Genomic DNA, 17500 nt, shown 5'->3' with positions numbered 1-17500 from the left:
ACCGCCGGTGGTGGTCGGATATGAAGAAAATTCCCTGCCGTAACCGGATTTTGCGGCGTAAAATACATTTTTGGAGAAAGTGCCGAGGTTGTTGGTAACGCTCAACTTTATGCTGCTTTCAGAAAACTTCTGATTTTCTGCCCCAATAATTTAGACGAAAAAAATTAAAAAAAGTTTTATGGGAATTTATGGTAATATGATGATTGACATCTTCGATGCAACATCGCCGAAGCCTGTTTAGAAATAAATTTGCAACTTAGGGCAACAATTCAGGATATAAATTAATATAATTTGCCCATTATGTGATATATTAAACAACATAAATGATTATAAAGTATAGCATAATAATGTTTATTATGCTATAATATTTGATGTAAAAATTATGAGGAGGAGACCTTATATGAAATTAAAAATTGCTATAAATGGTTTTGGAAGAATAGGCAAGAATGCTCTCAGGATCTGGCTGGAAAACAAAAAAAATGAAATGGATGTGGTAGCGATTAACAGCACCAGCGGGCCAAGGCCTCATGCGCATCTTTTCAAATACGATTCGATCTACGGCATTTTCCCGGCCAGCGTGGATGCTTCGGACGATGCCCTTATAGTAAACGGCAGGCCCATTCCGTTCTTTTCCGAGAAAAACCCCGAGAATCTCCCGTGGGCGGAACTGGGTGTTGACATAGTTATAGAAGCTACGGGAAAGTTGAAAAAGAAGGCCGATGCAATAAAACATATAAAGGCGGGAGCAAAGAGGGTGATAATTACGGCACCGGCGGATGAAGCCGATAAGACCCTGGTAATGGGTGTCAATGAGGGTGATTTTTCACCGGAGAGAGATTACATAATCTCTGCTGCATCCTGCACCACCAACTGTCTCGCACCGGTGGTCAGGGTTCTAGACGAAAACCTTGGCATCGTAAACGGTTCTTTAACCACCGTACATGCATATACTGCAGACCAGCGACTGGTAGACAAATCCCATAAAGATTTGAGGCGGGCCAGAAGCGCCGCCATGTCCATCATACCCACCACCACCGGAGCTGCAAAAGCCATAGGGCTGGTGATGCCCCACCTGTCGGGGAAGCTCAACGGGTGTGCCTTAAGAGTCCCCACCCCGGCGGTATCCATCATAGACTTCGTGGCCAATGTGGAGAGGCCTACTTCTGAAAAAGAGGTAAATAACATGTTCAAAGAGGCCTGCCAGGGAAGGTTAAAGGGAATCCTTGATTATACGGAGGAACCTCTGGTTTCCACAGATTTTCTGAAAAACCCGCATTCATCCATCATAGACGGGCTTTCCACCATGGTCATCGATGATGTGATAGTAAAAATCCTGGCCTGGTACGACAACGAGTACGGTTATACCATGAGGGTTCTGGAGCTGGCGCACTACATATATGAAGCCTGCAACGGGAGAAAAATGTACGCAGAGATGATTTCACGGTCGAAAAATGAAAGCTAAAAAATTTATTCTTCCCCATCATGTTAATGCCCGTCACTTGAATATCTGCAAGGCGGGCGAGTTCCAGGATCTGCTTTTTATTTTTTTCATCTGCTCAAATTCGTCACCTCATTATAAATGGTTAGTGCATATATTATATCACATTCTTTTTCCGGGGCAACGATTCTGACCATTGAACGCAATTTATGTTATTAATGGGAAATATTTAACTATGAATTTGATAAAAAAACTATTTAGAATGAAGGATTTTTAAAATAAATATCGAATATTGATATTTGTGCGTAAAAAATACCACATTAATCAGCCAATGAGCTGGAAAAATAAAACAGGGGGGATTTTGTCATGAAAAAGTTTTTTTCTCTGATTCTTGTGCTGTTTCTTGTGGCAGGTTTAATCCTGGCTGGATGCGGCCAGCAAAAACAGGCCCAGGAACAGCCCGCACAACAAAATCAGGACACAAAGCAGGAGACCCAAACCGTTAAGATCGGCGCCATACTGCCGCTGTCCGGGTCGGCAGCCGCTACCGGCGTCAAACTGAAGTATGCCATCGAGACGGCCCAGGAAATCATTAACGGCGAACATCCGGAAATCAATATGGAACTGGCCAAAAGCGCGGGCCTGCCCAATCTGAACGGGGCGAAGGTGGAATTCATCTTTGCGGACCATCAGGCTAACCCCGAAGTGGCCAAATCCGAAGCTGAAAGGCTCATCCAGAATGAAAAGGTAGTGGGCCTCATAGGGTGCTACCACAGCTCCGCCACCAAGCCTGCCAGCCAGGTGGCCGAGAGATTTCAGATACCTTTTGTGGCAGGATCTTCCAGTTCCGCAGCCCTGACCGAGAGGGGCCTGAAGTGGTTTACCAGAATAGCCCCGCACGATGGCATGGAAACGGTACTTTTCTTCGACTACTTGAAGTTTTTGAATGAAAAGTACAGTGCTGGCATCAAGAAAGTGGCCGTCGTGTACATCGACAACGAATACGGCGTCCACGCCTTTGAAATGGTCAAGAAAACCATAGAGAATTACAAGGCCGACGGTTTTGAACTGGTGGCCGACATAAAATACCCTGCCAATGTTTCCAACGTCGACACCGAAGTCCAGAAGGTTAAGGCGGCCAAACCCGACGCCATATTCCACGCATCCTATATAGGCGACATGACCCAGTTTGTGAAAAAATATAAGGAATTGAACGTGGTGCCAAAAGTTGTGCTTTCTTACTGCGGAGGGTATCAGGATCCACAATTCGTGGTGAACCTGGGCAAAGACGCCGACTATTTCTCCGGGCCCAATGCCACAACGTCGGCCCTCTTCTCCAAGATGCCGGATCTGGAAAAAATAAATGAAATATACAAGGCCAAATCCGGTGTGGATATCGATGGACCAACGCTGGAGGATTTCGCATCGGCCATGGTCATTGCCGAAGCCATAAATAAGGCGGGAACTACCGAGCCGGCAAAGGTCCTTGAAGCCCTTAAAACCCAGGAGTTTGCCGCACCATATTTTGTTTCGGGAAAGATTAAATTTGGAGATGACGGCCAGAACATTCACTCGGCCTCTGTCATGACACAGATACAAAATGGTATTTACGAAGCCGTGTGGCCTACGGATTATCAGACGAAAGAACCCATCCCCGCCTTCCCGGATTGGAGCAAGCGATAATAAATGATATAGGGGCTTGACAGCAGGTTGAGCCCCTTTGTTTGATTTATTATTTTCTTCATTATTATTTAAAGCTCGGTCTCATACCATTAACTAAGACCGTGACGTGCCGGTTTGCTGATAAAAATCATAATGTTTAGGAGGTTAAAAATGCTGCTACAGGTCATAGCAAGCGGTGTGCTCATGGGGTTCGTATACGCGCTGGTGGCCATAGGCCTCACCCTCATCTGGGGCGTGATGGACATCATAAATTTTGCCCACGGCGAATTTTTGATGATTTCCATGTATACGGTCTTCTGGATGTACACCCTGCTGAAATTCGATCCCTTTGTATCGCTGCCGGTCGCCGCCCTTCTGATCTTTGTCATAAGCTACCTGACATATAAAATCATCATAAAGCGGGTCATCGATGCACCGGGGCTTACGGCTCTCCTTGCCACCTTCGGGCTCAGCCTTTTTATACGAAATCTGGCTCAGTTTCTGTGGTCGCCCGATTACCGCTTTGTCACCACATCCCTCGTGGCTGATAAAAAAATAACCATGGGCCCGGTAATAATCGGCCTTCCCCAGATGGCTGCAGCCATGGGCAGCATCATCATGACCGTCCTTGTTTTTTATTTTATACAGAAGACCAAGACCGGCAGGGCCATACAGGCCACGGCTCTTGATAGGGATACGGCAAAACTCATGGGTATAGATACGGAAAAGGTTTACGCCATTACATTCGGCATTTCCGGAGCCTGCGTGGGAGTAGCCGGCGCCCTGATGGCCACTTTTTTCCCGGTATACCCAGAGTCGGGCGCCCTTTACAGCCTGCTGGCCTTTGTCATAGTGGCTCTGGGAGGCTTTGGAAATATAAAGGGGGCACTGTATGGAGGCATCATCATCGGTCTTGCGGAGGCGCTGGGAGGATTCGCCTTCGGTACCCAGTTTAAATACGCTGTGGTTTTCCTGATTTATCTTTTGGTAATTCAAGTAAGGCCAAAAGGGCTGTTCGGGTGGTGATATGATGAAAAAAATGAAATTTCATCCGCTGCTTGTGATTTTTTTTGTCATCCTGATCCTCCCGCTTATAAATGACAACATAAATTTTCATCACATAATGATAATGTTCCTGATATATGCGGGGCTGGGCGAAGCCTGGAACATAATAACGGGCTTTGCCGGCCAGACATCCTTCGGGCATGCCGCCTTTTTCGGCATAGGCGCCTATACCTCCACCGTGCTCTTTTACAGGATGCATATAAGCCCGTGGGCGGGTATGATTCTGGGGATACTCCTTGCCACCCTGGTGGCTGCGGTAGTGAGCTATCCCTGCTTCAAGTTAAAGGGCCATTATTTTGCCATAGCCACCCTTGCCATCGCAGAAATAATAAAGCAGATATTTATTAGCTGGGAATATGTGGAGGGAGCTACGGGCATATCGATTCCCGTGATGGATGAAGGAATTTTGAACATGCAGTTTCATACCTCAAAAATACCCTATTTTCTGATAGCCTTTGCAATATTTTCAATAGCCGTGCTCACAGCACATTATATTGAACAAAACAAAATGGGTTTTTATCTTAAAGCTATTCGTGAAGGCGGGGACGCAGCCGAAGCCATAGGGATAGATACGGTCAAATACAAGCTCTTTGCCATGATGATAAGTGCGGCTCTTTCGGCGGCTTTTGGGACCCTGTACGCGCAGTATATCCTCTACATCGATCCGTTTATGGTATTTACCATGGACGTTTCGATGAAGATCGTGCTCCTCACGGTGCTGGGAGGGCTTGGAAGCATATACGGGCCCATTATCGGAGCCGCCATTCTCATACCGCTGTCGGAATACACCCGGATATTTCTCGGAGGAACCGGAAAGGGAGTGGATCTCATTATTTTCGGAGCGCTGATAGTGGCGGTGGCCTGTTTCGAGCCCGAGGGGATACTGGGTATTTTCAAAAAAGGGCAGAGGAAGAAGAGAGGTGTGGATTATGCCAGAGCCACTACTTGATGTCCGCGGAATAACGATGAAATTCGGCAGCCTCGTGGCTAACGAAGACGTGACTTTTGCGGTAAATGAGGGCGAGATAGTAAGCCTCATAGGTCCCAACGGTGCGGGCAAGACCACTCTTTTCAACTGCATCACGGGGTTTTATAAGCCCCACTCCGGGAGGGTATTTTTCAGCGGCATAGATATCACCGCAAAGCCGCCCCATTATTCCGCCAGATTGGGGCTGACCAGAACTTTTCAGATAGTAAAGCCCTTAAAGGAAATGACTGTCAAAGAAAACGTCATGACAGGTGCTTTTTTGAGGACGTCCGGCAAAAAACAGGCGGAACTTACGGCCATGGAAATCCTGGAGCTTACCCATCTGGCGGAAAAAAGCGACGTTCCTGCTGCAAGCCTCACCATTGCGGATAAAAAGCGCCTGGAGATAGCCCGGGCCTTGGCCACTAGGCCTAAAATGCTCATGCTGGACGAAGCCATGGCGGGACTCAACCAGACCGAAATAAAAGATGCCATGGAGCTTTGCCTAGGATTGAAGCGAAAAGGCATCACCCTTCTGGTGGTGGAGCACATCATGGAAGCCATCATGCCCATTTCCGACAGGGTAGTGGTCTTAAACGCCGGCAAAAAAATAGCCGATGATGTACCCGAAAATGTCACGAGTAACGAAGAGGTCATCAAAGCGTACCTGGGGGAGAGATACAATGCTAAAAGTAAAAAATCTTAGCGTGGGATACGACAATGTGCCGGTAGTCTTTGATGCAAGTTTTGAAGTGAAAGAAGGAGAACTGGTATCCATAGTTGGCTCCAACGGCGCAGGAAAGACCACCATCCTTAAAACTTTATCGGGCCTTTTGAAACCTTTCTCAGGACAGATCGAGTTTCTGGGAAGGCGGACGGACAGAATGCCGGCCCATGAAATAGTAAAGTGCGGCATTGCCCACGTGCCGGAAGGTAGGCGGGTCTTCGGGAAGATGACGGTGCTGGACAACCTGCTCCTGGGGGCTCACACCCTTGAAAATCAGGATGAGATTGCAGGTAGGCTGAAAGAAGTATACGACATTTTCCCCCGCCTGAAGGAACGCGAATTCCAGAAAGCCGAAACTCTTTCCGGCGGAGAGCAGCAGATGCTGGCCATAGCCCGCGGGCTCATGTCAAAGCCCAGGCTCCTCATGGTGGACGAGATGTCGCTGGGGCTCATGCCCATACTGGTGGACAGGGTCATGGAGATATTGAAAGAAATCAGCAGGCAGGGTTTGACGGTGCTGCTGGTGGAACAGAAGGTCCAGGAGGCCCTGGAAATGGCCGACAGGGGATACGTGCTACAGACCGGCCGCATAGTGGCCGAAGGCACCGGAAAAGAACTCCTGGAGAGCGACATGGTGAAAAAAGCATACATGGGAATGTAAAAAAAGCCCGCATGATATTTTGCTACGGCCACGCTCGCACGCCGTTTGCGGCAGCAGAGCTGCCAGCATCTGAGAAACTAGGCCCGCTCCATAATACATGCGGGCTAAGTTAGTTTGTTGGCGTCTGAAAAGCCCAGTTTGGGGCTTTAATTGTTATAAACCACCCTAAGCCGTGGCGAAGGCATTTTTTATTTCTTTCAGAAGTTCGGGCCGTGACAGCACATCTATGGCCGTGCCAACCATGCCTTTGACGGCCTTGTGAAGTCTTGATTTTGCTTCAGGGCCGTTGGCATGTTTTACAAATTCTCTTTCGTGCACCTCTACTTTTGGCCCTATGTCTATATAACCGTATACAGTAGGCACCACATGACTCACATTGCCTATATCCGAGGAACCGGGGAACTCATCCGTTTCTTTAAAATTATCAAAGCCTGCAGCCCTGAGGTTATCTTCACCTATGCGGCGCAGGACCGGATTTATTACAAGGTCATCCAGAGGATTTTCAAAGCGGTTCACGGCAAGTTTCGCTCCTGTCATAAAGGCCGCTCCCCGGGCGCAGTTTATGATTCTTTCGCTCACTTTGTTCAGATAACTGCGGCGGCTTGCCCTGACGTAAAACCTGCAAGCGCAATTTTCAGGTATGATATTCGGAGCGTCTCCCCCTCTGGTTATTATTCCATGGATGCGAACATCGGAAGTCACATGCTGCCTCAGGGCGTTTATCCCCGCAAAAGTGAGATTTACCGCATCCAGGGCATTTATCCCTTCGTGAGGGAATGATGCGGCATGGGCAGCCTTTCCGGTGAATTCAAACTCCAGGGCATCCATGGCCAGAGCCGAAGTATTCAACAGATTGCTGTTTTCCAGATGTAGCTGAAAAGCCGCATCTATCGTATCAAAGGCCCCTTTTTCCACCATATTTACCTTGCATCCCAGAGTTTCTTCGGCAGGGGTGCCGAAGACCACTATTTTGCCCGGGAGTTTTTCTATGATTCTTGAAAGCACTAGACCAGCTCCCACGGAGGTAGCGGATATCCAGTTGTGGCCGCAGGCATGGGCGGGGCTTCCGTCATCACCCATGCCGGGGAGGGCATCGTATTCGGCAAGAAAAGCGAAGGCAGGCCTATCATGCGTGCCGATTTCAGCCCTGAAGGCCGTAGGTATATTGAGGTAAGGAAAAACTACGTCAAATCCATATCTTGAGAGAAGACCTGCCAGAAATTTTGATGATTCGAATTCTTCTCCGCCCAGCTCCGGGTGATTAAATATGAAATCGCTTATCCCTTCTATTTCACCTGCCATTTCATCTTCTATTTTAAAGGCCTCTTGTTTTAGTTTTTCGATGTCCGGAACATCCACGATATTGCCTCCCTGTAATTAGTATTTAATACGAAACATAGATTTTATTATTGGTAAAAATAAGTGTCTGGTCCTAAAAATTTTTAAAAGATTATGGGCCGTAATTTATCATTTGAGCAACAATCACAAGTATTGCTCCCGTTACAGTCCATATGATGGTTATGGGAAGGGCCCATTTAAACCATTCTACAAATTTGATTTTTGCGGCACCGAGTATAGAATATACTTCGGGACTTGTGGGCTCCCACATGTTGAGGATGCCATCGCCCAGCTGGTAAGCCAGTACCATGGTCTGCCTTGAGACTCCTACCAGGTCACAAAGAGGAGTGAGGATAGGGACCAGTATGGCTGCCTTAGCTGTGCCTGAAGAAATAAGGAATTCCAGCAGATATATTATGATATACATTAGCACTGCTGCACCGATTCCACCAAAGATGCTCACCGTATTTGACATACCATAAAGAATGGTATCGGTAACATTACCTTTATTCAACACCACCATAATAGCCCTGGCAAAGCCGATCACCATACATGGACCTATTATCTCCGATGCGGCCTTTTCCATTTCCTCGGCCATCTTATTTAAAGATATGCCTCCAACAAATCCTGAAACAATACCCATCAACAGGAACAATGCCGAAATCTCCGCCATGTACCATTCATATTTTAAGACGCCATAGATGAGGCCGATCATTGCTGCCAAGAGTATTAAAAGGACTACTGTGTGCCTCAAATTCATTTTAGATTCGGGGCTGCTGGAATTCAGTCTGTTTTTCCAGTATTCGGTAGCTTCTTTGGAAATGGATAAATCTGGATTTTCCCGGATTTTTTTAGCATATCTAAGGGTAAACCATATACCTTCCCCCACAAGGATTATACATGTTATCACCCTAAAACCTATGCCGGAATATAGCGGGAGTTTTGCAAGGCTCTGGGATAAACCAACCGTAAAGGGATTGAAAAAGGCTCCGGCAAATCCTGCATTTATGCCGATGAAGAGGACTGCAGCTCCAGTCATAGCATCAAATCCCATTTGGACACACAGAGGCATCAGCTTAGCTTGAAAAATAACACAACATAAGGTAAAAAAGGGCGCACTAAACCAAGGCCTTTGAAAGCCCAAAAAATTAAATCTCAGTTTTAAGCTATAATTTACGCCACAGAAATATCAGAAGCTTTTATGACACCATTGGAGATCAGAAGTTTCACTGCTTGTTTAATAGCCTTCTCCTTCTGCTTTTCTAATATTTCCTGTGGCATATCAATCTTATACAAATCGCTTGGATTCCACTCTTCACCAGTAACGAACATATTATATATGGCAGTGAGAATCATCCTTGCGATAGCGATAATGGCTCTTTTCTTGCCTCTCCTTTTGCAAATGCGTTCATACTTGATTCTGTAGTAAGAAGATTTATCCGACTTCACGGCTGCATGGGCAACTTGCACCAATGCAGGTTTGAGGTAGACACCGGCACGTGTAATACGGACAGATTTCTTCTTACCGGCAGATTCATTATTGCCAGGCGTAAGTCCCCCCCAGCAGCACAAACCCTTGGAGTTGGAAAACTGAGACATATCGGTGCCAATCTCGGAGATGATAGTGATGGCAGATATCCTATCAACTCCGGGAATGGTACAAAGGAGTTTGATAGCACTTTCATAAGGTTTAACCATTTTATCAAGCTTTTCATCCAATTCAGCAATGGATTTAGTTACGTATTCAAGATGAGAACGAACCATTACCATACGCTCTTTTTGTTCCCTGGTCATCTGATATCCTTCGATAGATTCAACCACAGCATCCGCTTTTTTCTTCAGTGATTTTTGAAGAAGAGAAGTACAGTATCTCGGGTCGAAGGTATCAGAAGAAATCAAGTAGTCCGTGATGGAAGAGGCAGATTTGCCAAACATGTCGGAAACGACAGCATCAAGGGCTACATTACAGACGGTGAAGGCATTCTGGAAACGGTTCTTCTCACTGGTTCTGCAAGAAACAAGTTTAGATCGATAGCGAGTATATTCACGAAGAATACGAATTGGCTTATCTGGGATATAACTACCTGGAACTAAACCAAGGCGGAAAAGATCGCCAATCCACTTGGAATCCTTTTTATCATCCTTATTTCCCTTTACAGCCTTCACCCATTTGGGATTGGCGACGGTAATATGGATAGTATCTTCCAAAAGGTTGTAGATGGGCACCCAATACTTTCCCGTGGATTCCATGCACACATCATAGCAGTTGTTATCAATCAGCCACTGCTTGAACTTGAGGATGGAATTGTTGAAAGTTGAAAACCTCTTTTTAGAGTAATGGGGAATTATCCCCTCTGAAGTAATGAGTGTGGCGACGAGAAAAGTCTTATGCACATCGACACCACAACAAATGGGATAAACAACTTTCATTGCACAGCCTCCTTTGCTAATTTAGTAGTTGAGGAGGAAGACATTGACTGAACCATCACACAATTAACAAAGAGCTAAAACAATGATTAGCTTGCGGTCTTGTAGAACCACTTATTTGTGCTTGAAAGATGGTTCTTACACTGGTTAAACTACTGATTTAAGCCGCAAAGAGCAGTCTACGACTCACCACGCCGTGCTTTGTAGTGTATCTTCTCCTCAAGCTAATAATAACAAAGTGGTGAAAGCCGCGCACCATTTTTTTCATTACTATTTGTGCCGCCAGCGGTAGCGGCGGAATGGAGGTTAAACTAGCAACGCTAATAATTGCTCAAGTTTTAACAGCACTTTTTTTAGTTGGAAATTTAATTATCAATTTAATACCAATTGAAGTATTTAATCAATTTCTTCTATCAAGCAGTATAGAGTATATGGAATTAGAAGTTTTTATGGGTTATAATTCAAGGGATTTTTTTGAAGTTATTCTTCAAATATTGTTCTATCCTGCATTATTTAACGCGGTATTAATTTATACATTTGCAGAATTGAGGAAATATTTTAATGACAAAAAGGATAATAACGCCACTTAACACGAATATTCCTGCAAGGGTGCTGAGGAAAAGCTTTGAGAAGCGATTGCACCACACTTGCGACCCTAAGAGACATTGCTCTAATGGTCTCGGCGTCAGGAATATAACTGCTGCATTAATAAAGACTTTGATTGGATAATCAATGATGGAGTTATTGAAAAGCATTGAAGTGGACGAGATGGTTATGGAGGCACTAATAAAACAACGTCAAAGGTTTATAGATACATTTGGAAGAGAACCTGGCCCAAACAATCCTGTCTTTTTCGAACAATACTTGCTGTCAGATGAAGAACATGAAAATATGATGATTGATATATTGACACAAATAAAGGCAGATCCTGCTATTATATATGCTTATAGTAAAACTCGACATATAGTTACAAAAGAAAATAAGAATAAATTGACTGATTTAGAGTTACAAGAATGGCAAGACGCAATAGATGAATAAATACGTATTCTGCAAAATAGATGAAAAACCCTTCGCAGTGCTATACAGCGATACGATACCGGAAGACCAAACTTCCCCGTGAACATAGCCTTATCCCTGGAATACATAAAACACCTAAAAAACTACTCCGATGGGTATTTGGCTGGGGCGTCGGTTTAATTATTCTACGGGATTGACGGCGCAGGAGCTTGAGAGCAACTCTGCTGGCCAGGGTTTTTATATTACCCAAAAATCAAGGGGGGCTATAAAAAAGTTGTATCACAAAATGTTATAGGATATAATAAAACCAAAGGATTTATGGAAAAGAAAGGGGATGCCTCAAGTGGGAAATATGGATAGGAAAAAGGGTATACCCATAGGAATAGATGACTTTAGAGACATGATTGTGAGCAACGGATATTTTGTAGACAAATCTCTTTTTATAAAAGAAGTAATCGATGATATATCAAAGGTAAAACTCATAACACGTCCCCGGCGATTCGGCAAGACTCTGAATCTATCCATGCTCCGGTATTTCTTCGAAAAAACCGAGAAAGACAATAGCTGCCTTTTCAAAGATCTGAAAATCTGGCGGGAAGGGGACTCTTATGCAAAAGAGCAGGGTCAATACCCGGTGATTAACCTCACTTTCAAAGATGTTAAATACGGGAAATTCGACGATTGTCTGGAAAGGCTTAAAATCGAGATTTCCAGAGAGTATAAAAGACACGACTATATTTTGCAGTCAAACAAAATAAAACAAACTGATAAAAAAGCATTTGAATCCATAATGAACAGGGAAGCCGGATATGTTATTATAAGCGCGGCGCTGGAGATGTTGATTGATGTTTTAAAAGAATTTCACGAAAAAGAAGTTATAGTGCTTATTGACGAATACGACACCCCCATCAACCATGGTTACATATGCGGCTATTATGACGATATTATAGACTTCATGAGAAATTTTTTAGGCAGCGGTTTGAAAGGTAACCCCTATCTTAAAACAGCCGTTATTATCGGCATATACAGAGTGGCCAAAGAAAGTATATTCTCCGGTTTTAACAACCTGAAAGTAAGTTCGGTAATCCATAACCCCTTTGCCGATAAATTCGGATTTACCGAAGAAGAAGTGGAAGATATGCTCAACTACTATAATATGGATGAAAGTATTGACCATGTCAGAGGATGGTATAACGGATACATATTCGGAGACAACACCATAATCTACAATCCATGGTCCATATTAAACTATATTGACAATAAGAAACTTCAGCCTTACTGGGTAAACACCAGCAGCAACGATATCATAAGGGATGTCTTGACAAAGACAGGTGGCAGTGTCAAAAAGAAGATGGAGATCCTAGTAGAAGGAGGAGAACTCAAAGACGAAGTTATCAATATTGATACTAATTTCAGAGACATAAGAAACAGAAAAATAATCAGCGAAGAAGTGCTTTGGAGCCTGCTTTTAGTGAGCGGGTATTTAAAAGCGGAGGATCTTCACCACAGCGAATACGGAGATACGGTGTGCAGCCTGAAAATCCCTAACAAAGAAATACTCAAACTATACCGTGACATCATATCCGGTTGGTTTGAAACCGAAGAAGTAACTCCTGACAAAATAAAAGAGCTTCTGAAAGAACTGGTAGAAGGGGACATAGAAAAATTCAAAGAAGGATTTCAATACTTGGTGGAGAAGACCTTCAGCTACTTCGACGTAGGGGAAAACTCGGCGGAAAACTTCTACCACGCCTTTATTCTGGGGCTTCTTGTAAACATAGAAGCAAAATATGAAATAAAATCAAACAGAAAATCCGGAGAAGGCAGGCCTGATGTCATGATAATACCGAAAGACGGCACAAAAAAGGGAGTTGTTATGGAATTCAAGACTGTAAGAAGCGGTGATGAGCAGGCGCTTGAAGCAAAGGCGGATGAAGCTCTGGAACAGATTAAGAAAATGAATTATACCGCCGAACTTGCGGCCTCTGGAATTAAAGAAGCAGTGGAACTTGCCGTGGTGTTTCATGGGAAAAAGGTATGGATAAAACATAGTTTAAGGAAGCTCTGTTAATTCAACTACAAGCCTGTCACTATAAAGGCGGTGCCTATTACGCCAGGGTAAACAGAGAGCCCGGAGAAATGTAGTGTAAAACAATAGAAAGGATGATGCAGCATGAGCAAACTTCCCTCCAGAGAAGAAATCGATCCGAAATACAAATGGAAGCTGGAAGACATCTATGAGAGCGACGAATCATGGGAAAAGGATTTTGTGACGGTGAAGCAGCTTTTACAAGAAGTGGAAAATTTTCGCGGGAGGATAAATACAGCCGAAAAACTGGCAGGGGCGCTAAAGCTGAAGGATGAAATAGGGCGGATGACTGACAGGCTTTTTACGTATGCCAGGATGCGCCGGGATGAGGACAATGCTCGGGCGAAATATCAGGCTCTGGCAGACCGAGCCATGAGCCTTTCTGTTCAGGTTTCAAGCAGCCTTTCCTTTGTTGAACCCGAGATACTCGCCCTTTCAAAAGAAACGCTCATGGGCTTTTTGAATGAGCGGGAAGATTTGAAAGTATACGGGCATTACATAGACGACCTTCTGAGGATGAAAGACCACATACTGGATCCGGAAAGGGAGAAGATACTGGCCGATGCCGGAGAGATGGCTGAAGCCCCCGGTGACATTTTCAGGATGCTGGACAATGCGGATATAAAATTCCCCATAATTAAAGATGAAGAAGGTAATGAGGTGGAACTGACAAAGGGCAGGTACATAAACTTTATGGAAAGCAGAAGCCGGGAAGTGAGGAAATCCGCTTTTGAGGCTTTATATGCGACGTATAAAGGTTTCATCAACATTCTGGCTGCCACCACTTCAGCCAATGTCAAGAGAGATATATTCTACAAGAATCAGCGGAAGTTTAATTCTTCCCTGGAAATGTCACTTTTTGCGGATAATGTGCCGCCGGAAGTTTACGACAGCTTGATAGATGCGGTCCATAACCGTCTTGACCTTATGCACAGATACGTTAGGCTCAGGAAAAAGGCGCTGGGTCTGGATGAGCTGCACATGTATGACCTGTACGTGCCACTGGTGAAAGATTACGACAAAAAGGTTTCCTATGAAGAGGCCCGAGATATGGTGATTGAAGGGCTTTCTCCCATGGGCGCCGAATATCTCGACATTTTGAGGCAGGGTTTTGATTCCGGGTGGATAGATGTCTACGAGAACCGGGGCAAGACAGGCGGCGCCTATTCCTGGGGATGCTACGGGGTTCATCCTTACGTGCTTTTAAATTTCCAGGGAAGGCTGGATGATGTATTTACAATTGCCCATGAAATGGGGCATTCCATTCACACCTATTATTCCTTCGGCCGCCAGCCTTATATATACGCCCAATACCCGATAATTCTGGCGGAAGTGGCATCTACCTGCAACGAGGCGATTCTGATAAATTATCTGCTGGAGAGAGCAAAACAGAAAGATGAAAAAATGTACCTTTTGAACCATTTTATGGAGCAGTTCAGGGGCACCGTGTACAGACAGGTGATGTTTGCGGAATTCGAGAAAATCACACATGAGATGGCGGAAAAAGGCGAACCTCTAAATGCCGAAATCCTGAATAAAGTTTACCATGATTTGAATGTTAAGTACTATGGAAAAGACATAACAGTCGATGAACAGATAGATTATGAGTGGGCCAGGATACCTCATTTTTACTCGAGTTTCTATGTTTACAAATATGCCACCGGCTTTTCGGTGGCCATAGCCATTTCGGAAAAGATTTTAAAGGAAGGTTCCGGGGCTGTGGAAAGATATAAGGAGTTTTTGTCCGGCGGCAGTTCCGATTATCCTCTGGAACTTTTGAAGAAAGTGGAAGTAGACCTCACCGAGCCGAAGCCGGTGATGGACGCCCTGAACGTTTTTGAAAAGCTGCTGGATGAATATGAATCATTGATGTAGCCTATTTTCGAAAGGCCGGAGACGGATTGTTCTTTTTGGCAAATCCCACTTGATCCGATCTCCGGCCTCTGACATCCGTTGTGCCGCGGCGCCGCGCGAGCCGTTCACCTGAAAAACGCATGTCATGAAATATTTTTGCCGGATAATCTGCCAATACTCTTGAATCCATTGCTAAAAACTGTTAAAATAAAGACAGATGCATAAATCCCGGCCGAGATGCCAGAAACTGGGCAGAATTTGCAATGAATTGAATTGCGTTTATCAAGCAATAAGACCGAATATAATACAATATTTATCATTGTGCAATTTGGTATAAGATTTGCAAAAGTTTAATTTATATTTAAATTGACCTGAAATAATACTATTCTGAGAAAGGAGGCATATAGAGGAGAAAAAAGGATTACGCACCCTTGATGGTTTTAAAAAAATTTTGACAAAGGGGGACTTGTGTTGAGACTTGGGAAAGGTCTTGTATGGGGTATCATCATTTTATTGATTCTGTCTTTTGCCATTCCCGCTTTTGGCGAGGGTGAGGCAGCTGAAGCGGAAAAGCCGGCCCACTACGGTTTCCTGTCGCTGCTTCCGCCTGTACTGGCCATAGGGCTTGCCATGATAACCAAAGAGGTTTTGAGCTCTCTTGTCATAGGCATTACGGCAGGGGCGCTCACCCTTACCGGCGGCAACATCATCGAAGCCTTTAAAAAAGCCATGGAGCTTTTGATAAACACCGCCGGGGATCCCTCCTGGAACTTCAGAGTGTTGCTGTTTACGGTGCTGCTGGGAGCCATCATCGGCATGGTTTCCAGGGCAAACGGGCCTCAGGCCTTTGGGCGCTGGGCTGAAAAACATATAAAAAGCAGAAGCATTTCGCTCTTTATCACCTGGTGCCTGGGTGTGCTCATTTTTATGGATGACTATTTCAACTGTATGACCGTCGGGACCGCCCTGAGGCCGGTGACCGACAGGTTCAAGGTATCCCGGGCAAAACTTTCATTTATCATCGACTCCACGGCAGCGCCCGTGTGCACCCTGGTGCCGGTTTCCACCTGGGTGGCATATGTGGCGTCGTTGATGGTGCCGCTTTTTGAGCAGTATAAGCTGAATTTAAATCCATATACCGTCTATGTGCAGATGATTCCCTACGATTTTTATCCGTGGCTCATAGTGCTGATGGTTCTGGTCACTTCATTTACGAATCTGGAATATGGCCCCATGGCGGTATCAGAAAGAAGGGCCCTATCCGGCAAAGGACTGTGGGATACAAGCATAATGAAAAACCCTCCCGGAGATGAGTTTGCAAGTCTGGAAAAATCCGAAAAGGGTTCGGCTATCGACATGGTGGGGCCCCTGCTAGGATTGATAGTCATAATGCTCATTGCCATGGCTTACAGCGGCGGGTTCTTTGAGGGCAAATCCGGCTTCTTTACTGCCGTGATGAACAGCGACTCCGCCACATCTCTGGTGTGGGGAGCCACAATTACTGTCATTTTAAGCGCCATTTTCTACTCCGTAAGAGGCGTCGTTAGATTAAAGGATTCCATGGAGGCTGTCATCCAGGGAGCAAAATCCATGATGGTGGCTCTGTTCATACTTTCTCTCGCATGGACCATCGGTAAGACCTGCCAGGAACTCGGCACCGGAGTCTATGTCTCCAGCATCATGTCCGAGACCTTCCCCACCTGGGCGGTGCCCGCCACGGTATTTTTGATTTCGGCTTTTATAGCCTTTTCCACGGGGACTTCCTGGGGCACATGGGCCATCATGATTCCGATTGTGATACCACTGGTAGTGGCCATGAAGATAAACATACTTCCCTGCATAGCAGCGGTATTGTCCGGCGGAGTTTTCGGCGACCACTGCTCTCCCATTTCCGATACCACCATTATGTCTTCTACAGGCGGTGCCTGCCCCCATATCGAACATGTAAACACCCAGCTTCCGTATGCGCTGACCGCTGCCATAACATCGGCGGTGGGATTTTTGATACTGGGATTCTTCGACCATCCATTTGTGGTTTGGATTATAACCATAGCATTGTTCTTTGTGGTGGTATATATAATGCATAAAATCTGGACCGGCGAACCGCCGGCGAAAACTCTTAAGACCCTTCCCGCTGACAGGGGAAAATAATTTCCGGCCTCCAAAGGGGTCGGGTGGTAACAACCACCGGAAGTGACTATGTACACTGGAACAATCAAGATTTCAGGGGAGCTTTTTGAAAAAGCTCCCCTTTT

The 17500-nt window shown here is 45.2% G+C and carries 14 protein-coding genes; 11 read left to right on the top strand and 3 right to left on the bottom strand.

Annotated elements, in window-relative coordinates; translation table 11 throughout:
• The first annotated feature begins 400 nt into the window (after positions 1-400).
• The 6 genes from gap (at position 401) to AC6I1H_RS05215 (ending at position 6520) form a co-directional block, all read left to right on the top strand.
• Positions 401-1462, top strand: coding sequence for a type I glyceraldehyde-3-phosphate dehydrogenase (gene gap / locus AC6I1H_RS05240; RefSeq protein ID WP_497739913.1), 1062 nt, complete (start codon positions 401-403; stop codon positions 1460-1462).
• 342 nt (positions 1463-1804) lie between these two features.
• Positions 1805-3121 carry an ABC transporter substrate-binding protein gene (locus AC6I1H_RS05235; protein WP_497739912.1) on the top strand — a complete coding sequence of 439 codons (1317 nt, stop codon included), beginning with the start codon at positions 1805-1807 and terminating at the stop codon, positions 3119-3121.
• Positions 3122-3271: 150 nt separating this feature from the next.
• Positions 3272-4126: a branched-chain amino acid ABC transporter permease gene (locus AC6I1H_RS05230; protein ID WP_497739911.1), complete on the top strand. Its 855-nt coding sequence runs from the start codon at positions 3272-3274 to the stop codon at positions 4124-4126.
• Between the two features lie 4 nt (positions 4127-4130).
• Entirely contained in the window at positions 4131-5114 is a 984-nt protein-coding gene (locus tag AC6I1H_RS05225) for a branched-chain amino acid ABC transporter permease (protein WP_497739910.1), read from the top strand.
• A complete protein-coding gene (locus tag AC6I1H_RS05220; RefSeq protein WP_497739909.1) occupies positions 5095-5838 on the top strand; it encodes an ABC transporter ATP-binding protein in 744 nt (247 codons plus the stop codon). The genes AC6I1H_RS05225 and AC6I1H_RS05220 overlap by 20 nt, the downstream gene beginning before the upstream one ends.
• Positions 5816-6520: an ABC transporter ATP-binding protein gene (locus AC6I1H_RS05215; protein ID WP_497739908.1), complete on the top strand. Its 705-nt coding sequence runs from the start codon at positions 5816-5818 to the stop codon at positions 6518-6520. Before AC6I1H_RS05220 ends, AC6I1H_RS05215 begins: the two co-directional genes overlap by 23 nt.
• A gap of 165 nt (positions 6521-6685) precedes the next feature.
• Here AC6I1H_RS05215 and AC6I1H_RS05210 read toward each other — a convergent pair whose 3' ends face one another.
• From AC6I1H_RS05210 to AC6I1H_RS05200, 3 genes are all read right to left on the bottom strand, one after another.
• Positions 6686-7822 carry a M20 family metallopeptidase gene (locus AC6I1H_RS05210; protein WP_497740715.1) on the bottom strand — a complete coding sequence of 379 codons (1137 nt, stop codon included), beginning with the start codon at positions 7820-7822 and terminating at the stop codon, positions 6686-6688.
• 148 nt (positions 7823-7970) lie between these two features.
• Complete coding sequence (locus AC6I1H_RS05205; protein ID WP_497739907.1) at positions 7971-9002, bottom strand: YfcC family protein; 1032 nt, start codon at positions 9000-9002, stop codon at positions 7971-7973.
• A 29-nt stretch (positions 9003-9031) separates the two neighbouring features.
• On the bottom strand, positions 9032-10288 hold the full coding sequence (locus AC6I1H_RS05200; protein WP_497739906.1) for an IS110 family RNA-guided transposase: 1257 nt from the start codon (positions 10286-10288) through the stop codon (positions 9032-9034).
• Between the two features lie 296 nt (positions 10289-10584).
• Here AC6I1H_RS05200 and AC6I1H_RS05195 point away from each other — a divergent pair, with 296 nt between their 5' ends.
• The 5 genes from AC6I1H_RS05195 (at position 10585) to AC6I1H_RS05175 (ending at position 17396) form a co-directional block, all read left to right on the top strand.
• A complete protein-coding gene (locus AC6I1H_RS05195) occupies positions 10585-10875 on the top strand; it encodes a hypothetical protein (RefSeq protein ID WP_497739905.1) in 291 nt (96 codons plus the stop codon).
• Positions 10876-11029: 154 nt separating this feature from the next.
• Positions 11030-11323 (top strand): hypothetical protein, encoded by a 294-nt coding sequence (locus tag AC6I1H_RS05190; protein WP_497739904.1) that lies wholly within the window; start codon positions 11030-11032, stop codon positions 11321-11323.
• A gap of 331 nt (positions 11324-11654) precedes the next feature.
• A complete protein-coding gene (locus AC6I1H_RS05185) occupies positions 11655-13373 on the top strand; it encodes an AAA family ATPase (protein ID WP_497740714.1) in 1719 nt (572 codons plus the stop codon).
• Positions 13374-13475: 102 nt separating this feature from the next.
• On the top strand, positions 13476-15266 hold the full coding sequence (pepF, locus tag AC6I1H_RS05180) for an oligoendopeptidase F (RefSeq protein WP_497739903.1): 1791 nt from the start codon (positions 13476-13478) through the stop codon (positions 15264-15266).
• Positions 15267-15716: 450 nt separating this feature from the next.
• Positions 15717-17396: a Na+/H+ antiporter NhaC family protein gene (locus tag AC6I1H_RS05175; protein WP_497739902.1), complete on the top strand. Its 1680-nt coding sequence runs from the start codon at positions 15717-15719 to the stop codon at positions 17394-17396.
• Positions 17397-17500 lie beyond the last annotated feature (104 nt).

It is taken from the genome of Biomaibacter sp. TOL (assembly GCF_059717795.1).
This window is presented reverse-complemented; position numbering and strand designations above follow the sequence as displayed.